Origin of the sequence: Lentzea californiensis, from assembly GCF_024648825.1 — a bacterium.
GTDB lineage: Bacteria > Actinomycetota > Actinomycetes > Mycobacteriales > Pseudonocardiaceae > Lentzea > Lentzea californiensis.
The window spans coordinates 124,377-141,000 of record NZ_JANBBE010000006.1; the positions used below are offsets into that span (position 1 = coordinate 124,377).

At 69.0% G+C, this 16,624-nt stretch carries 15 protein-coding genes; 6 read left to right on the top strand and 9 right to left on the bottom strand.

Translation table 11 applies throughout. The features are described from left to right. Positions 1–10: 10 nt before the first annotated feature. Genes LX88_RS22580 through LX88_RS22590 form a run of 3 tightly spaced genes read right to left on the bottom strand, consistent with a single transcriptional unit; the run spans position 11 to position 4,185 of the window. Entirely contained in the window at positions 11–970 is a 960-nt protein-coding gene (locus LX88_RS22580; protein WP_258949791.1) for a carbohydrate ABC transporter permease, read from the bottom strand. Positions 971–975: 5 nt separating this feature from the next. Then, on the bottom strand, positions 976–2,250 hold the full coding sequence (locus LX88_RS22585) for an ABC transporter substrate-binding protein (protein WP_258949792.1): 1,275 nt from the start codon (positions 2,248–2,250) through the stop codon (positions 976–978). A gap of 30 nt (positions 2,251–2,280) precedes the next feature. Continuing rightward, positions 2,281–4,185 (bottom strand): glycoside hydrolase family 127 protein, encoded by a 1,905-nt coding sequence (locus LX88_RS22590; RefSeq protein WP_258949793.1) that lies wholly within the window; start codon positions 4,183–4,185, stop codon positions 2,281–2,283. A gap of 188 nt (positions 4,186–4,373) precedes the next feature. On the opposite strand from LX88_RS22590, the gene LX88_RS22595 reads away from it, so the two are divergent. The 3 genes from LX88_RS22595 (at position 4,374) to LX88_RS22605 (ending at position 7,146) form a co-directional block, all read left to right on the top strand. Next, positions 4,374–5,399 (top strand): LacI family DNA-binding transcriptional regulator, encoded by a 1,026-nt coding sequence (locus LX88_RS22595; protein ID WP_258949794.1) that lies wholly within the window; start codon positions 4,374–4,376, stop codon positions 5,397–5,399. Positions 5,400–5,622: 223 nt separating this feature from the next. Continuing rightward, positions 5,623–6,351: a GH12 family glycosyl hydrolase domain-containing protein gene (locus tag LX88_RS22600; RefSeq protein WP_258949795.1), complete on the top strand. Its 729-nt coding sequence runs from the start codon at positions 5,623–5,625 to the stop codon at positions 6,349–6,351. Between the two features lie 108 nt (positions 6,352–6,459). Next, positions 6,460–7,146: an isochorismatase family protein gene (locus LX88_RS22605; RefSeq protein WP_258949796.1), complete on the top strand. Its 687-nt coding sequence runs from the start codon at positions 6,460–6,462 to the stop codon at positions 7,144–7,146. Here LX88_RS22605 and LX88_RS44365 read toward each other — a convergent pair. From LX88_RS44365 to LX88_RS22635, 6 genes are all read right to left on the bottom strand, one after another. After that, positions 7,074–7,916, bottom strand: a complete 843-nt coding sequence (locus tag LX88_RS44365; protein WP_258949797.1) for a M15 family metallopeptidase — start codon at positions 7,914–7,916, stop codon at positions 7,074–7,076. The genes LX88_RS22605 and LX88_RS44365 overlap by 73 nt on opposite strands. A gap of 315 nt (positions 7,917–8,231) precedes the next feature. Then, entirely contained in the window at positions 8,232–9,344 is a 1,113-nt protein-coding gene (locus LX88_RS22615) for a tetratricopeptide repeat protein (protein ID WP_258949798.1), read from the bottom strand. A 164-nt stretch (positions 9,345–9,508) separates the two neighbouring features. Next, positions 9,509–10,672 (bottom strand): IS110 family RNA-guided transposase, encoded by a 1,164-nt coding sequence (locus LX88_RS22620; protein ID WP_258949799.1) that lies wholly within the window; start codon positions 10,670–10,672, stop codon positions 9,509–9,511. A gap of 174 nt (positions 10,673–10,846) precedes the next feature. After that, entirely contained in the window at positions 10,847–11,395 is a 549-nt protein-coding gene (locus tag LX88_RS22625; protein ID WP_258949800.1) for a TIGR03086 family metal-binding protein, read from the bottom strand. Between the two features lie 124 nt (positions 11,396–11,519). Continuing rightward, entirely contained in the window at positions 11,520–12,419 is a 900-nt protein-coding gene (locus tag LX88_RS22630) for a fibronectin type III domain-containing protein (protein ID WP_258949801.1), read from the bottom strand. A gap of 104 nt (positions 12,420–12,523) precedes the next feature. After that, positions 12,524–14,110 carry a pentapeptide repeat-containing protein gene (locus LX88_RS22635; protein ID WP_258949802.1) on the bottom strand — a complete coding sequence of 529 codons (1,587 nt, stop codon included), beginning with the start codon at positions 14,108–14,110 and terminating at the stop codon, positions 12,524–12,526. 317 nt (positions 14,111–14,427) lie between these two features. Between LX88_RS22635 and LX88_RS22640 the strand changes: the two genes are divergently transcribed. From LX88_RS22640 to LX88_RS22650, 3 genes are all read left to right on the top strand, one after another. Continuing rightward, entirely contained in the window at positions 14,428–14,925 is a 498-nt protein-coding gene (locus LX88_RS22640) for an SRPBCC family protein (protein WP_258949803.1), read from the top strand. Then, positions 14,922–15,770, top strand: coding sequence for a helix-turn-helix transcriptional regulator (locus LX88_RS22645; RefSeq protein WP_258949804.1), 849 nt, complete (start codon positions 14,922–14,924; stop codon positions 15,768–15,770). The genes LX88_RS22640 and LX88_RS22645 overlap by 4 nt, the downstream gene beginning before the upstream one ends. Before the next feature lie 403 nt (positions 15,771–16,173). Beyond that, complete coding sequence (locus LX88_RS22650; RefSeq protein ID WP_258949805.1) at positions 16,174–16,602, top strand: STAS domain-containing protein; 429 nt, start codon at positions 16,174–16,176, stop codon at positions 16,600–16,602. Positions 16,603–16,624 lie beyond the last annotated feature (22 nt).

Sequence of the window (16,624 nt, forward strand, 5' to 3'; positions counted from 1 at the left end):
TCGGGACCTCTCACTCGGAGCGACGGCGCAGCACGCCGAACTGGACCGCGTTGAACACGAGGAGCACCGCCAGCAGCACCACCGAGATGCCCGCGGCCGAACCGAGGTCGAGGCGGATGAACGCCTCCCGGTAGATCACCATCACCAGCGACGTGGTGCTGTTGTCCGGGCCGCCGCGGGTGAGGATCCAGAACTGGTCGAACGCGAGCAGCGACCCGGTCGACATCAGCGTGAGGACCAGGGCGATCGTCGGCCGCATCAACGGCAGGGTGATCCGCCGGAACGTCTGCCAGCGCGACGCCCCGTCGATGCGGGCGGCCTCGTAGACGTCGACCGGGATGGCCTGCAGACCGGTCAGCAGGATCAGCATGTTGAACCCCGCGAACCGCCACAGCACCAGCACGACCGCCGAGCCGAGCGCGGACCCGGCGCTGCCGCTGGTCCACGAGACGTAGCCGTCGACGACGCCGAGCCAGGACAGCAGGTCGTTGACCGGGCCGATCTCGTCGCTGAGCAGGCCGAGGAACAGCAGCGACGCGCTGGCGAAGCCGACGGCCATCGGCAGGAAGAACGCCGCCCGCAGGAACCCGACGCCAGGCCTGCGGTGCTGGACCAGCAGGGCCAGGCCGAACGCGACCACGAACAGCAGCACGGTCATGATCGCGGTGTATTTGAGAGTGAACCAGGCCGCCGACACGACCAGTTCGTTGTCGGCGACGCCCGCGTAGTTGTTCGGGACGTTGAGCGTCGGCTTGCCCAGCAACGGCCAGCGGTGCAACGACATCCAGACGACGAGGCCGAGCGGCACCAGGAAGAACAGGCCCACCATCACCGCCGTCGGCGCGGCGTACGCGGCGCCGGTCAATGCGCGCCTTCGCCTGCCGCCGTGGGAACGACGGCGCGTGCGAGGTGCCGGCCGGCGCTCCGGCTCCGCCCGCTCCCGCGGAGGTGACGTCATCGTCACGGGCATGGCACTCAGCCCTGCTGGAGCGACTTGGTGATGGCGGAGTTGCCTTCGGTGAGCGCCTTGCCCGCGTCGCCGAACAGCGCGCCCCGGACGGTCTGGAGCCACGGGCTCTGAGAGTCGTTGAAGGAGGCGTTGAAGTTCTGCGCGTACGGCGTCCTGCCCTTCGACACCAGGCTGTTGATCGTCACGAGCCGCGGATCGGCCGAGGAGTACCTGTTGGACGCCAGGTCGGTGCGGGTGGGGACGCCCTTGCTCTTCGCGACGACCTCGACCTGCGCCTCGTCCGACATCGTCCAGGCCAGGAAGTCCCACGCCTGCGCGGCTTTCCCGCTCGTGGCACCGATGCCGATCGTGTCGCCGCCGACGAACGTCGACTCACCGCCGGTGATCCCGGTGATCGGCGCGACGCCGACCTTCACGCCCTTGGCCTCCATCGCCCCGAGCCAGGCGGACGGGCCGGGGGCGATGCCGACCTTCCCGCCCTGCAACGCGCCCAGCCAGGTCGGGCCCGCCTCGTCCTTCGAGGCCGGTGCCGCCACCCCGTCCTCGTACAGCGAGCGGTAGAGCGCGAACACCTCGGCCATCTCGGTCGAGTCGACCTTCGCTTTCCTGCCGTCCGCGTCGAGCACCTCGCCGCCGGCCGCCCACACCGACGGCCAGAGGGTGAACTCGACGCAGCCGCCGCAGTTGCCGCCGAAGTAGGTCCCGTTGACCTCGCCGCCGAGTTGGTCGATCTTCCGTGCGTGGCCGGCGAACTCCCGCAGCGTGGCAGGCGGTTTCTCCGGGTCGAGGCCCGCCTTCGCGTACAGGTCCTTGTCGTAGAGCATCACCGACATGTCGATGGTGTGCGGCACCGCGAAGTTGCGTCCGTCCCAGGTGGCCGCCTTCACGTGCGAGGGCGCCACGCTGTCCTTGGCGGGGAAGGCCGCGAACCGCTCCGTCACGTCGGCCCACAGGCCCTGGGAGGCGTACTGGGCGGCGAACACCACGTCGGCGGCGAACAGGTCCGGCAGGGCTTTCGCGCCCGCGGCGGACGCGAGTTTCGCCGGGTACTCCTCGTTCGGGTACGCGGTCACCTCGACCTTGTTGCGGTGCGTCGCGTTGTAGGCGTCGGCCAGGGCCTTCGACACCGACTCGGTCGCGGCGCGGGTCCACAGGGTCAGGGTCGCCCCGTCGTCGGCGCTCGCGGTGGTGGAGTCCGGCGCGGTGCCGTTGCCGCAGGCCGTCACGGCGAGCAGGCCCGCCGTCACGACGGCGGCCAGTCGAAGACCTCTCAAGTTCACCGGGTGTCCCCTCTTGCGTTGACGGGTGGGTCAGGTGGTCGGCAGCCACACGCGCATGGTCGACGGACCTCTGCGGGCCCAGCGGTGGTACGGCACCAGGCGCAGCAACGCCGTGCCGGTGCTCAACGCCGGTTCGACCGCCCCGTACGGCCACGGCGCCTCGGCGGGGACGACGAACCACGCGCGCACCACGACTTTCCCGCCGTCGTCGGCGGGCTGGGCGGTGACCTCGACTCGCAGGGCGTCGAGGTCACCGCTCTCGCCGTCGACGGACTCCGCGCAGAACACCACCGGCCCTCGTTCGACGGCGACACAGCCCCGTACCGCGTCGATGCGCGGGTCGGGACGGGTGAAGCGGGGCCGCACCGGCAGTTCGAGGCGGACCTCCTCCCCCACCGCGAAGTCGCGCCGCACGACCAGATCGCCGGCCGGGACGGTGCGGCGTCCGTCCGCCGTCACGAGCACCGCACCGTCCGCCCACCGCGGCACCCGCAGGGTCAGTGGCCACAGCCCGCCGTCGGTCCGGGTGATCCGCACGGTCACGACGCCGTCGTCGGGGTAGTCCGTGCGCATCGTCAGCGCCACCCGGCGGCCGTCCGCGAGCGCCGTGTCGACCTCGGCGTCGGCGTACTGGTGCACGCGCAGGCCGGCGTCGTCGGCCGTGACGAGGTAGGTCGACAGGCTCGCCAGGAGGCGGGCGACGTTGGGCAGGCAGCAGGACACCTCGAACCACGGGGCCCTGGGGCCGCCACCGAACCCCAGCTGCTCCTCGTCGCCGGGCAGCGTCGCGGTGGGGACGCGCTGGTGCAACGTGTTGGCGTAGAAGAAGGACCGGCCGTCGTCGCCGATGGCCGTGGCGACGACGTTGTAGAGGACGCGCTCGATGAAGTCGCCGTAACGCCCCTCGCCGGTGGCCAGCAGGAGGCGCCAGGCGAGCATGACCGCGGCCACCCCGGCGCAGGTCTCGGAGTAGGCGCGGTCGGCGGGCAGGACGAAGTCGTCGCCGAACGCCTCGTCCTCGTGCCGCGACCCCATCCCGCCGGTCAGGTAGGTGCGCCGGGCGAGGGTGCGGTCGAACTGCTCGGCGACCGCGGCCAGCAGTTCGTCGTCGCCGTTCTCGACCGCGACGTCGACGGCACCGCACGCCAGGTACAGCGACCGCACCGAGTGTCCACGAAGGACGGTCGCGGTCAGCACGGGGACGTCGTCATTGGAGTACGCCCAGCCGAAGTGGTGTGGCGGCAGGGTCCGGTGACCGCGCCGTTCGAGGAAGAGCGCGGCCTGGTCGAGGTAGCGCTGCTCACCGGTCAGCCGCGCCAGTTCCACCAGCGCCACCTCGATCTCCGGATGCCCGCACAGGCCCCACACCCCGTCCGGCCCGAACGTCCGGCACACGTGGTCGGCGGCGCGGCGGGCGACGTCGAGCAGCGGAGTCCCGACGTCGGTCCGCGCCGCGGCCACGGCCGCCTGGAGCAGGTGGCCGGTGCAGTACAGCTCGTGCCCTGACGCCAGGTCGCTGTACCGGGGCCGCTGGCCTTCGCGGCCGAACGCCGTGTTGAGGTAGCCGTCCGGCGACTGCGCCGAGGCGATGGCGGCGGTCAGCTCCTCGATGCCGGAGACCAGGTCGCGCTCGCCGGTGCGGGCGAACTCCCAGGCCATGGCCTCGACGAGCTTGTAGACCTCCGAGTCGGAGAACTCCCGGCCCCGCCGGTCGGGCGATCCGAGGCCGCCGGTGGTGAAGTTGCCGATCCACCCGAGCCGGTCCATCCACGACCGGGCGTGCTGCAGCGTGGCGTCGCCGTTGACCTGCTGGCGCGCGGCCCAGAAACCTCCGGTGATCCGCACCTCGCCGAGCCCCAGCGGGCGCAGGGCCCCGCGGGACGGCACGACCGGGCGACCACCGACGAGATCGGCGTTCCGCGACGTCACAGTCATCCGGGTCCTCCTGCCACCTAGTGCTGGGAACGTTCCCAACCGTCGTGCTGCAGTCACGATGGCGACCGAAATCCTTTTCGGCAATCTGCCATTCGTGTCACGGGAATGTCACCCGCTGCGCTCTCTACACAGGCCGTGCCGCCCGGCTACAGTCGAATCGGCGGTCGAAATCGTTCGAAAGGTTTTCGGTGAGCAGGAGACGGTCCGACGTGGTGACCCTCGGCGACGTGGCCAAGCTGGCAGGCGTCTCGATCGCCACCGCTTCCAAGGCGCTCAACGCACGCGCCCAGGTCGCCCCGGCCACGCGCGAGCGCGTGCTGCGCTCGGCGGCCGAACTCTCGTTCCAGCCCAACGCACTCGCCAGGGGGCTGATCTCCGGACGCACCCGCACCATCGGGCTGCTCACCGACGAGCTCGCGGGCCGGTTCTCCATCCCGATCCTGCTCGGCGCGGAGAACGCGCTGGCGAACGAGCAGATGTCGGTGCTGCTCTGCGACGCCCGCGGCGACGCCATCCGCCGCCAGCACTACATCCGCACCCTGCTCGCCCGTCAGGTCGACGGGTTCATCATCCTCGGCGACAGCAACGACCTCCGCCCCTCGCTCACCCGTGACATCCCGGTGCCGGTCGTCTACGTCTACTGCGAGTCCACCGACCCGGACGACTTCTCCGTGCTGGCCGACGACGAGGGCGGCGCACGACTGGCCGCGGCACACTTGGTGTCGTTGCGGCGCAAGCACATCGCCCACATCACGGGACCCGAGTCCTACCGGGCCGCACGCGACCGGGTCACCGGGCTGACCGACGTGCTGACCGAACACGGCCTCACCCTCGCGGGCGGCGCGCCGCTGTACGGCGAGTGGTCCCAGCGCTGGGGCAGGCAGGCCGCCCGCATGCTCCTCGCCGGCAGCCCGGAGGTCGACGCGGTCTTCTGCGGCAACGACCAGATCGCGACCGGCGTCGCCGACACGCTCACCGACCTCGGCCGGACCATCCCCGACGACGTCGCCGTCGTCGGCTACGACAACTGGGAGATCTTCGCCGCGGACTGCCGGCTCCCACTGACCACTGTGGACCTCAACCTGGAGCAGCTGGGCACGACGGCGGCCACCCACCTGTTCGCCGCACTGGACGGGCAGACCCGCTCCGGCGTGATCCGCCAGCCGTGCAGGCTCGTCGTCCGCGAGTCCACAGCACCACTCCCCTCCCGGTGAGTTGTTCGCCTGGCTGAGCATCATTCGTCGAATCGACGCGGTCTTCGACTGCTCGGTAGAAGTCGAGGCAACCGGCAAAAGCCTCATATGAACAGCCAATTTTGTTTCGCACGAACGCATTCACGTCCATTCGACGATCTGCGCGCTTGTTGACATCCCGGTATCTTGGGAGCGCTCCCAGACCTCTGTCATTGGAGTCATCATGCGAAGGACCATCCGTGCAGTGGCTGCTGCCGGCTTGTTGGTCGCGAGCACTCTCGTCGCGACCGCCGGCCCCGCTCACGCCGACGTGACCATCTGCGACCAGTACGGCTCAACGACCATCCAGGGTCGCTACGTGGTGCAGAACAACCGGTGGGGCACCTCGGCCCAGCAGTGCATCAACGTCACGTCATCCGGCTTCCAGATCACCCGCCAGCAGGGCTCGTCCCCGACCAACGGGGCGCCGGTGTCGTACCCGTCGGCGTTCCTCGGCTGCCACTACACCAACTGCTCCCCCGGCTCCACCCTGCCGATGCAGGTCAGCCGGATCCGCAGCGCCACGTCGTCCATCAACTACCGGTACACCGGCGGCACCTACAACGCCTCCTACGACATCTGGCTCGACCCCACCCCGAAGACCAACGGCGTGAACCAGATGGAGATCATGATCTGGTTCAACCGCCAGGGCTCGATCCAGCCCATCGGCAGCGCGGTCGGCACGACGAACATCGGTGGGCGCAGCTGGCAGGTGTGGCGCGGCAACAACGGCGGCAACAACGTCATCTCCTACGTCGCGCCGTCCCCGATCAACTCGTGGTCGTTCAGCGTGCTCGACTTCATCAACGACGTGCGCGCCCGCGGTGCGATCACGAACTCCTGGTACCTGACCAGCATCCAGGCCGGGTTCGAGCCTTGGAACGGTGGTGTCGGGTTGGCGGTCGACAACTTCTCGGCGTCGGTCAGCGGCTGAAACGAACGGACATTGACACAACACGCGACGGCCTTGTCCAGGCCGTCGCGTGCTGTGTCTCAAACAGACAGACGACCATCACGGCTGTCTGCGAGGAAGCGGGAAAGCGTGTCACCGGTCGCAGAAGAGAAGCTGCACGCATGGCGGATCGAAGCCCGTGAATACGCCCGGCAGGAGGCGCGTCGCGGCAGGCGTTTCGCGTTCACCCGCCTAATACCGGCGCGGACCGCGCTGGTGGTCATCGACATGGTGCCGTTCTTCGTGGCCGACAATCCGTACTGCCGGGGCATCGTGCCCAACATCAGCCGCCTCGCGCAGACCCTCCGGACGGCCGGCGGCACGGTGGCGTGGGTCCTGCCGGCGGTGACGGAACAGAAGGCGGTAGCTGAGGAGTTCTTCGGTCCGGAAGTGGCTGAGGTGTTCCGCACCTCTGGCGGTACGGGTCCATTGACGGAACGTCTTTGGCGGGACTTCACGGTCCACGACGACGACGTCCTGGTCGAGAAGTCCGCGCCCAGCGCCTTCTTCCCCGGCCGTTGCCCGCTGCCGGAGTTGTTGGAGCATCGAGGAATCGACACCGTCCTGATCACAGGAACGGTCACCAACGTGTGCTGTGAGTCCTCGGCTCGTGATGCGAGCACCCTGGGACTGCGTGTGATCATGATCGCCGACGCCAACGCCGCACGACGCGACGAAGACCACAACGCCACGCTGTACACCATCTATCGGACGTTCGGCGATGTCCGCCCCACGTCCGAGGTGACGGCGATGCTCGAAGAGCACGAGACCGCATGACCTGCCGCGAGACTGGCCGGGGGCACCACCAGCCGGTCCTGGACGCCGTCGTGGCGCCCGGGACCGGCCCTTGGGCTGGTGTCAGGGCTTCTCGAAGTGCTGGTAGTCGATCGGCGTGTCCCAGAGCCGCCCCACGTCCAGCCGCGCGTGGTGAACGCCTGCTCGGTGACGTCGCCCGCGTGGATCATGCCGGGCACGTTCTGGGTGCGGTCGACGTAGGGCGCGCCGTTGGGCGGGTAGACCGCGCCGCTGCGGGAGATGTACGGGTTCTGCACGGGGTTGATGTCGATGGCCCGTCCGTAGGAGTGGTTGGACCAGGCGGTGCCGCCCGTGATCGGCCGGCAGTTGAACGCCGAGGTGTTGTTCGCCGCCATCGACGCGTCGTCGTCGGAGTCGTAGTTCTCCACGGTCTCCATCCGCTGGATGGGAAACCGGCCGAAGTACAGGTCGGCGAAGACGCGGGCGACCTCGGTGGCGAGATCGGCGTTGACGACCAGTTCGCCGCGGTGCACCGCACCGTCGAAGCCGACGAAGTTCAGGTTGACCAGCCGCAGTTGATCGGGCCCGACGGGACAGCCTTCGCGCCAGCTGGATGCGAGCCGCTTCGTGGTGACCGGCTTGATGACGGCGACGTAGGGCGGGAGGCCGCTGCCGGCCGGCGCGGCGAGCTCCACGGTCCGGACAGTGGAGGCGGGCGCCGGCGTGGTGCCGACCAGGACCACGGACAGAGTGAGCGCGATGAGCGCCAAAACTCTGGTTCTCGACTTCACAGTGCTTCCTCTCGATCTCCGCTACGACAGAGCGGAATCCACCTACCGGGCCACGTAGGAGAAGCAGCTCATCGACCGCGATCGCCAGTGGGCTGTTCCCGGCTGTTCCACCCAGCCGCGCGAAGACGCCCTCGGGATCGAGCCTGCCAGCGGTGCGCGAACAACGTCCGCTCATGCGGACGAGCGCGCGGGTTGGGACGAGTCGGTCGGTGCTGGTTCGGCATGGTGACCATGTCGGTCTCGCTCGCACAGTGGTCATGTCGGCCGGTCTGGGCGTGAGCGTGCCGAACGTGTCCGTGAGCGACGATCGCGCCGCTACTCTCGACGCCAGAAGCGCTTCTTGGCTGGCTGAACATCGCTGCTCTGCTGACTGCGGGCCAGGCTGGCCAGGGCAGCAGTCAGATTCTGCTGGTACGCGGGATTGTCAGCGGCCAGCTGCCGGTAGATCGTCGCGGCTTCCTCGAGGAGACCGGCCGCGTCGGCATGTCGCCCCGTCTCGCCGAGATGGAGGCCGAGGTTGTTCAAGGCCATCGCGAGGTCGGGCAGGTGGGCGGAGTCGCCCGCGGCCAGGCGGCGGAAGATCTTGGCCGCTTCCTCGTTCATGGCGACCGCCTCCACACGTCGGCCGACCGCTCCGTGGGCATTGCCGAGGTTCGACAGCGCGGTGCCGAAATTGCCGAGGTGAACGGGATTCCGCTTGACGAGTCGCCGGTAGATCGTGACGGATTCCTCCGCAGCGGCAAGGGCATCCGCGCGCCGGCCGATGCCTTGGCAGCGGTTGGCCAGGTTGGTCAACGCGGCCGCGAGGTCGGGCAGGTGGTCGGCGTTCTGGGCAGCCTGCGTCCGGCGCAGTTGGACGGCCTCCTCCGCGGGGCCGATGGCGTCCACGTGTCGAGCGGCATCGCCGTACTCGATGCCCAGATCGTTCAACGCCGTTGCGAGGTCGGGCAGATGGACGGGATCCTGCGCGCTCAAGGCCCGGTAGAGCGTGACGACCTCCTCCGCGACGACCACCGCTTCGTCCCGCCGACCGACACTGCGGTACAGGCCTCCCAGGTTCGTCAGGGCACCCGCGAGGTCCGCCGTGAACACCGGGTTCTCCGCCGCCAGGTTCCGGCACAGGGCGACGGCTTCCTCAGTCGGGTCGATCGCGTCCGCGTATCGCCCGGCCAAGCCGTAGATGGCGCCGAGATCGCTCAGCGTGCTTGCCAGGTTCAACCGGTGTCCGGCGTTGTCCGCAGGCAGCCGACGCCACGTCGCAAGCGCCTGCTCGGTCTGCTCCACCGCGTCCATGTGCCTACCGCCCTGGTGGTAGGCGATACCCAGGCTGTGCAACGCTGTGGCGAGATCGGGCAGGTGGACCGGATCATCGGCCGCTCGTGCCCGGCACATCGCGACCGTTTCCGTCAGCACCGCGACCGCATCCATGCTGTCTTCCCCTCGAACCTGCGCCGGTCACGAATCATAGGCAGATCGACTCTCACTCCCCCGAAGATCGGGTATACCCGAAGGCCGGTTGAAGGCGCTGGTCAGGACAGGTACGTCGCGGCGGAACGGCGCAGCGTCGATGAACATCCGCTCATGGCTCCCCTCTATGTCAAGAGGCAGGAGCTTGACGGCTCGACTGTCGAGACAGTGTGGATCTTGGCGTCAGTGACGAGTCGCTTGTAGACAGTGTCGGAGAGGCGTCGTTTGAGGCAGCGGATGGCTTCGCGTGGCGACTTGCCGTCGGCGAGCTTGCGGCGGTAGTAGGCCCGGCCCGGAGTGTCGTTGCGGAGCTGGACTATCGCCATGATGTGCAGAACCCGGTTGATGCGCCGGTTGCCGGCACGGGACAGTCGATGGCGTTGGTGCTCACCGCTGGAGGCGTCGATGGGTGCGGTGCCGTTCCAACTGGCGAAGCGTCCGCGGTCCGGGAAGCGACCCACGTCGCCGACATCACCCAGGATCCTGGCCGCGCTGGACGGGCCGATCCCGTAGAGAGCGCGCAGACCGGTCCCGGTCGCGTCCAGAAGCTCGGTCAGCTGTGTGTCGGCCGCGGTCATCTTGCGATCGATCGTCGCCAGGTCCGTGATCAACTCTGCGGCGAGTCGCCGGCGGGTCCGGCCCACGACATCACGTGGACGCACCGTGGCGAGCAGGGCACGTGCCTGGGTGGCGGACAGGAACTTCTTGGCACCGCCGGGGATCAGCTCGGTGAGCAGCTTGTGCAGCCGGTTGACGGTGTCGGTGCGGGCCCGACCGAGTTCGTCACGTCGGTCGACCAGCAGCCGTAGAGCCACGGTGTGATCGTCGGGACTCACGCGGTGCAGTCCGGTGGTGCGCAGCGCGACCAGGGCCACCGAGCGGGCGTCGGTGGCGTCGGTCTTGCGACCGTGACCGGTGTCGAACACCCTGGCTCTGGCCGCGAGCTTGGCCGGAACGTCGAGAACCGGTTCACCGTCGGCGACCAAGCGCTGCGCGAGGTGCTTGCCCACGCCGTTGCAACCCTCGACCGCCCACACCCGGTCGGGTCGGCGACGGCCCTCCTCGAGCATCCGCCGATAGCCGTCGTTGTCGGTGCCGAAACGTCCTTGGCCGAGGGTGTGTTCCCGACCGTCGACGATCTCGATTGTGGCGGACCGCTTGTGCGGATCGACACCGATGATCACTGGGCTCATGTCGTCTCCTTGCCAGCCGGGAACGGGAGGCGAGGAGGGCAACGCTACTTCGAGCTGAGCAAACCCCTCTTGAGCCACAACCCCGCCGCGGTCCACGACGGGACGCACACCATGAGTGAGCCACACCCTGGACCACTGGTGGGCAGCCGATGAGAGAGCGTCCCGTCGAACACCTCGACCGAGCCTGGCCGGGCATCGATCGTGCCGCCAGTCAACAAGTAGCCGATGAGCGTGCGCACCACGAGGTTGCCCGGCCCGTCGTGGTGTGCGTTACGGAACACGGCCGGTGATCGCCACGATTTGGTCGAGCAACGTGGCGTCTGGCGCAACGGTCGCCGGGGGACCCCACAGGGCCGGTACCGGGGCAGCCGGGACGAACTCGGCCACGTGGTCGAAGCAGGCTCGCACCGTGTGCTCGGGCAGGTCGAAGGGCTGGCCAGTGGCTTTGGCGATGTCCCAGCCGTGCACGACCAGCTCGGTGAGCGCGATTTTGCCCCACACCTCGTTGGGCAGCTCCAGCCCGCCCACGTCGGTCCTGCCCTGCCAGGCCGCTGGCTCGTCCCACGCCTTGCCCAGCGCGAGCACGTGTTGAGCGACGCTGTCGCGCCAGCCAGGGCTGGAGTGTGCGTCCTCGGTGTCCGGCAGTTCGCCGGAATCCCGGCGTGCCAGCGCGGCCGAGCCCCTAGACACCAGGTCGACGTGGTCGATGAGATCGGCAACGGTGTATTCGGCGCATGGGCTGGAACTCGTGAGCTGATCATCGGTCACGCGGTGCAACACCTCGGCCATCCGATGGCAGGCCGGCTTCAGATCGATCACAGGTTTCCTCCACACATCCGGCAGACGCGGTCGGAAGTGCAGACCGTCGACAGGACCGAAACTCATCGATCACACTTCGCAGGGTCCGTCGCGACGCGGGCCCCGCGATCGGCGGGTCAGGGTGTCAGGCCGGCGGGATGGTGAAGATCAGGCCTTGGCTCGTGGTCGAGCGGATGCCCTGCACGTCCTTGGTGACGACCTTCGCCCGGTGCTGCCTGTCGGGGGTCAGCCCGGTCAGCGTGACCTGCTTGTCGGTGACCAAGCCGGTGTGCCCGCCGTCCAGGTACACCTCGTAGCCCAGGGTCGGGTTCCACCAGGAGGAGGCTTCCCAGGCCAGCGTCACGGACGTCGGGGTCGTCGAGACCACCCGCAACCCGCTCGGGCGCGGCGGCCGTTCGAAGATGGCGGACTGCGACCACACGGTGCCCAGCAGGTCGTTCTGCGCCGGGTCGTGCGAGCAGGACGCGGTGACCGTGCCGAGAGGAGTGCCGTCGGCGCGCTCGGGGCGCAGTGTCAGCGCCAGGTCGTCCACGTGCAGGTCGTAGTAGCCCGGTGTGGTCAGGTACTGCGTCGGGAAGGAGCCCGCGGCCCGCACCGCGGTCCCCTGGGTGGTCGTCAGCCACGTGGGCGCGACGGTGAACGAGGCCTGGGTGGCCCGCGTCCCGTCCGGGCCGGTGATGTGCGCGTCGAGTGTCGCGGTGCTGTCGGTGTCCAGGCGCACCCCGCCGGCCATCGTCAGGACCGGGCGCAGCTCGCGCAGGTCCAGGTCCACGTCGATGTAGGCAGGCTCGTGCCTGGCGACGGTGTTCAGGCCCGCGCCCTCGTCCGGCAGACCGCCGACGACCCACACGGTCATCTGGGCGCTCGGCCCGAGTGAGGTCGTGCAGGTGTAGTCCATCCGCACCGCGGTCGTCTGCGCCGACGCCGAGGTCGCGGCTCCCGTCAGCGCCGCGACGGCCGCCAGAGCAGATACCAGCGACAAGGCGGTGATGCGGAACGGGTTCCCTTCTCTGCGCAACTTCATGTCCTCTCCGTGTTCACTCGACTACGGAAAGCGTCCCGCACATCGTCGTCGGTACGTGTCGGCCATTCAGCCCCAGCCGCCGACAGGGCGGTACGTGTGAGCATTCAGCGGCCTGGGGGCCACCTGAGGTACGTACTGGGGATGGCGCTGCTGTCCGAGTTCGGCAGATCATCGGAGATCACCTCGACAGCGAGAGGTGAGTCGAGCTTGATGGCGTCTTTCGAGGGTTTCCACTCGCAGACGAGCTCGGCCCAGTCGTCGTCCGGAGCCGGCTCGACGACGGTCACCCCTTTCGGCAGGACGCATCGTCCGGATGCGTCCGCTCGTATCCGCGTCCTTTCGAAACTCGGCTCGAGTGCGAAGCCGGCGGTTGGTTTTCGCATGCTGCTGAACGACATGCCACCACTGCCCGCCATTCCAAGGCCGCGGTACCGGGTTCGCTCCACGCCGACCAGTCCGTGATCGCCGCCATATGGCACGCCACCGTGGACGCGGAAGCCGCCGAAATGAACCTCCCTTCCGAAACGCGCGCCGTCGAACTCGGTGTATCCCTCGAACATGCTGTCGCCGAACATGGCGGTACCGACGACCTCGGCTCGCCTGAACGTGACGTCTTCGGCGAACCGTGCCTCGGTGAACAACCCGTTCTCGTAGAGCCGCGCAAGTTCGAATGTCACGTGCGACCCGAAGCACGTCCGCTCGAATCTCGCGTCCCCGGCGATGTGGAGCCGGTCGAACCACGCCGTGCCGTCGAAGTGCGCACCGGCGAACACCGCCGCCGAAGCGAACCTGGCTCCGCCGAACGAAGTCTCACCGAGGAAACGGGCATGGTCGAACCGCGCGTCCCTGGCCAAACGCGCGCAGGTGAACTGGGCTTTGCCGCCGAACACCGTGCCGACGAACATCGCGTCCCGGCCGAACTGCGCGCCGTCGAACTCCGCGGTGTCCTCGAACACCGCGCCGCTGAACACGGCCTGGTCAGCCAGACGCGCGGAGCAGAAGGCGGCGAAGCCGGTGAACCGGGCCTTCCCGAACAGCGCGGAGCGCGCGTGGCACAGCGACAGGTCCAGATCGTGCAGAGCAGCGCCGGTCAGGTCCAGGTCGATGTCGGACCAGAACGTCTCCCGCCCTGGCACGAGGTGGGCGGCGAGGATGCGCTGCGCGGTCGACCGGACCTGCCGCTCCTGCTCCTGGCGCGCGCTTTCCGCCGGGTCGTCGCCCGACTGCGGGAGGGGCATCCGCAGGTACGCGCACAGCACGTGCACGATGGTCTGGCGCTGACCAGGAACGTTCTGCGCCAACCGTTCCAGGGCGTACATCCCGCCCAGACGCACCGGCGCCTTGTCCGACCCCAGCTGCTCCACCGCCTTGGTGTACAACTCGGTGACCCGTCGCTCGGCCGCGTCGTCCTGCGTCAGCAAGGCGACCCGTTCCTGATGCTCCTGGTCCAGGTCCTTCTGCCGTAGCGCGATCTCCATGCTCTGCTGCCGACGCGCAGCGAGCCACAGCGCCGCCGCGCCCCCGGTACCCACGACGATCGTGCCCGCGGTTCTGATCGCGGCCAACCGCACCGTGTCCGCCGGTGATCCGCCCCCGTAGGCCCACAGCAGCCACACGGCCACCGCCACCCCGACAGAACCCAGCGCCAGCCCGGCCCACACCACCGTCCGGGTGGACAGAACCCGGTACACCGGACGTCCCGATCTCTCTTCCATGGCCAGGCAATCGCCGCACACCTGGCACGGGTTACCCGGCACACGCTCGACTCATCGACGCACGCCCATGCCGATGAGCGTGCGCCCGATCGCAGCGAACTCGGATCGGCAGGAGCCGATACGCCGCGATCAAGGCGGCCCCGCTAGCCCTGGTGCGGTCCTGAGCACCGGAGATCGGGTGTGGGTTCGCCGGGAGCGATCCCGACCGCGGGACAGAGGGCGGCGGCGAGACCTCGAAGGTGTGTACTGACAGGTGCCTGCCTCGGGTGGGCACGGGCCGTGATGCTTGTGGCATGACGAAAAAGAGCGTTCCGATCACCGTCTTCGCCCGTACGACGTCCAGCCCCGCCCACAGCCACCGGGTCATCGTGCCGATCGACCTCCCTGGGGTGTTCAAGCCGTGGGGACCGTTCCCCGGCGTCGCGGAGGTGCGCGACCAGACCGGTACCTGGGACCGGCCGGGGACCTCGCGCCAGACCTGGTTCACCGACGGCTCCAAGGCCGACGAGCGGCTCACCGAGATCGTGGACGGACACGGGTTCGCCTACGAGCTCAGCGGTTTCACCAACGTGCTGGCCAAGCTGGTCTCCGGAGTGCGTGGCGAGTGGTCGTTCCTCCCCGACGGCCCCGGCACGTCGATCCGGTGGACCTACGACTTCCAGCCGCTGCCCGGCCGGCGCTGGATCGTCGCCGGGCCGTTCAAGCCGCTCTGGACCCGCTACATGAGCGCCGCGCTCGACCGGATGGTGACCGTGGTGCAGGACACGCCCGGTGCGATCATGGAGGAGTGAGCGACCTGAGCTTCGGTGCCCTGGTGCGCGGCTGGCGCGACCGCCTCGACCCTGCCGATGCCGGCTACGCCCGGTCAGCCCGCCGGCGCGCCCCCGGCCTGCGCCGCGAGGAACTCGCTGAGCTCGCCGGCCTTTCCCACGAGTACCTGCTGCGGCTGGAGCAGAGCCGGGCTACCAACCCGTCCGTCCAGGTGGTGTCAGCCCTGGCCCGCGCGCTGCGGCTCTCCCCTGCCGAACGCGACCAGCTCTTCCGTGCCGCTGGTCTGCTCGCGCCCCGCGACCAGACCGTCGGCACCCACGTGCCGCCGAGCATCCGCCGCCTCGTCGACCGCCTCGGCGATCTCCCGATCGGCGTGTTCGCCGCTGATTGGAGCCTGCTGTGGTGGAACGACATGTGGACGGCTTTGCACGGCGACCCGTCCGGCCTGCCGCCCGCCGAACGCAACCTCGCCCGCGCCCTCTTCGGCACGGGCGAGGGCCGCTGGCACCTGCGCCCGGTCACCTCGACAGCCGGACCGTACGCCTTCGAGACGGCGATCGTCGCGGACCTGCGCGAAGCGGTCTCCCGCTACCCGGCCGACCCGGAACTGGCGGCGCTCGTGGACAGCTTGCGGGCCGCCTCACCCTTCTTCGGTGAGCTGTGGCCGGTGGCAGGCATGGGACAGCTCACCGGCGACCTCAAGACGATCAGCCATCCCGAACTGGGTGACATCACCCTGGACTGCGACGTGCTGACCGTGCCTGGCGTCGACCTGCGCATCGTCACCTACACGGCAGCCCCGGAGACCAGCGGCGCCGACCAGCTCGACCTCCTGCGTGCGTCCAGGCTCAGCGAGGCTCGCTGACGACCGAGCCGCCCAGGGAACCGGGCCGGCGACACCAGTTCGTTCACCGGCACCGAAAGCGGGGCGGCGGCGTGCTCCCCAGGCAGCTGAGGGCCATCCCGTGGTGTTGAGCGTGGTGGTCTCCCACCCGGTCATCCGGGGCCAGTAGCCGGTCGCGCCGCACCGATCTCCTGTCCTCTGCCATCGCCGCAAGCTGGTTGCGCGACCGGATCGACGCCTGAGATGAAGCTGAAGTATTTGCTGGGAAGGCGTCTTGGCTTACCGCTGAACGAACGCGCACAGCCGCATGTCGCACGCTGCGACGCCACTCGGGCCAAGGTGTCGAGGTGTCAGCTGCGTCCCGCACGGGTACAGACGGCAACGGGAGCTGATCCAGCGCGTGTCTGTGGGTTGAGGGAGCAGCATGCATGAAGAGGTCGAGCAGCCTTTGACCATGGTCGAGGTCATCACCGCTGAGGATGTGGTGGTCGCCGTTGTGCACGGTGATGTCGACCATGACACCTTCCGAGAGATCCGGGACACGCTGTTCACCTGCATGGCTGGCCGGGCCGCCGCGTTGGTGGTCGATCTCGACGACGTGGGGTTCTTCGGTTCGATCGGCATCGCCGTGCTGCTCGAGACACGGCAACGCGCCGACCAGCTGGGCATCAGATTCGCCGTTGTGGCAGGACGGCGAACGGTGGCACGGCCCATCCGGTTGACCGACACCCAGGACCTGCTACGCCTGCAGCGCACCCGAGAGGAGGCGCTGGCCGTGATACGCCGTTACCCTCGCATCACCGGCCGCCTGGACGACCCGACCGACATCGGGTTCGCGGGGGCATGGCCGTAAGCCCCGCCGCACAACCCGAATG

Coding starts and splice junctions, on each gene's coding strand:
- LX88_RS22615 (WP_258949798.1), bottom strand. CDS start 9,344: ATGGATGCGGTCGCGGTGCTGACGGAAACGGTCGCGATGTGCCGGGCA.
- LX88_RS22640 (WP_258949803.1), top strand. CDS start 14,428: ATGACGAAAAAGAGCGTTCCGATCACCGTCTTCGCCCGTACGACGTCC.
- LX88_RS22590 (WP_258949793.1), bottom strand. CDS start 4,185: ATGACTGTGACGTCGCGGAACGCCGATCTCGTCGGTGGTCGCCCGGTC.
- LX88_RS22650 (WP_258949805.1), top strand. CDS start 16,174: ATGCATGAAGAGGTCGAGCAGCCTTTGACCATGGTCGAGGTCATCACC.
- LX88_RS22580 (WP_258949791.1), bottom strand. CDS start 970: ATGCCCGTGACGATGACGTCACCTCCGCGGGAGCGGGCGGAGCCGGAG.
- LX88_RS22630 (WP_258949801.1), bottom strand. CDS start 12,419: ATGAAGTTGCGCAGAGAAGGGAACCCGTTCCGCATCACCGCCTTGTCG.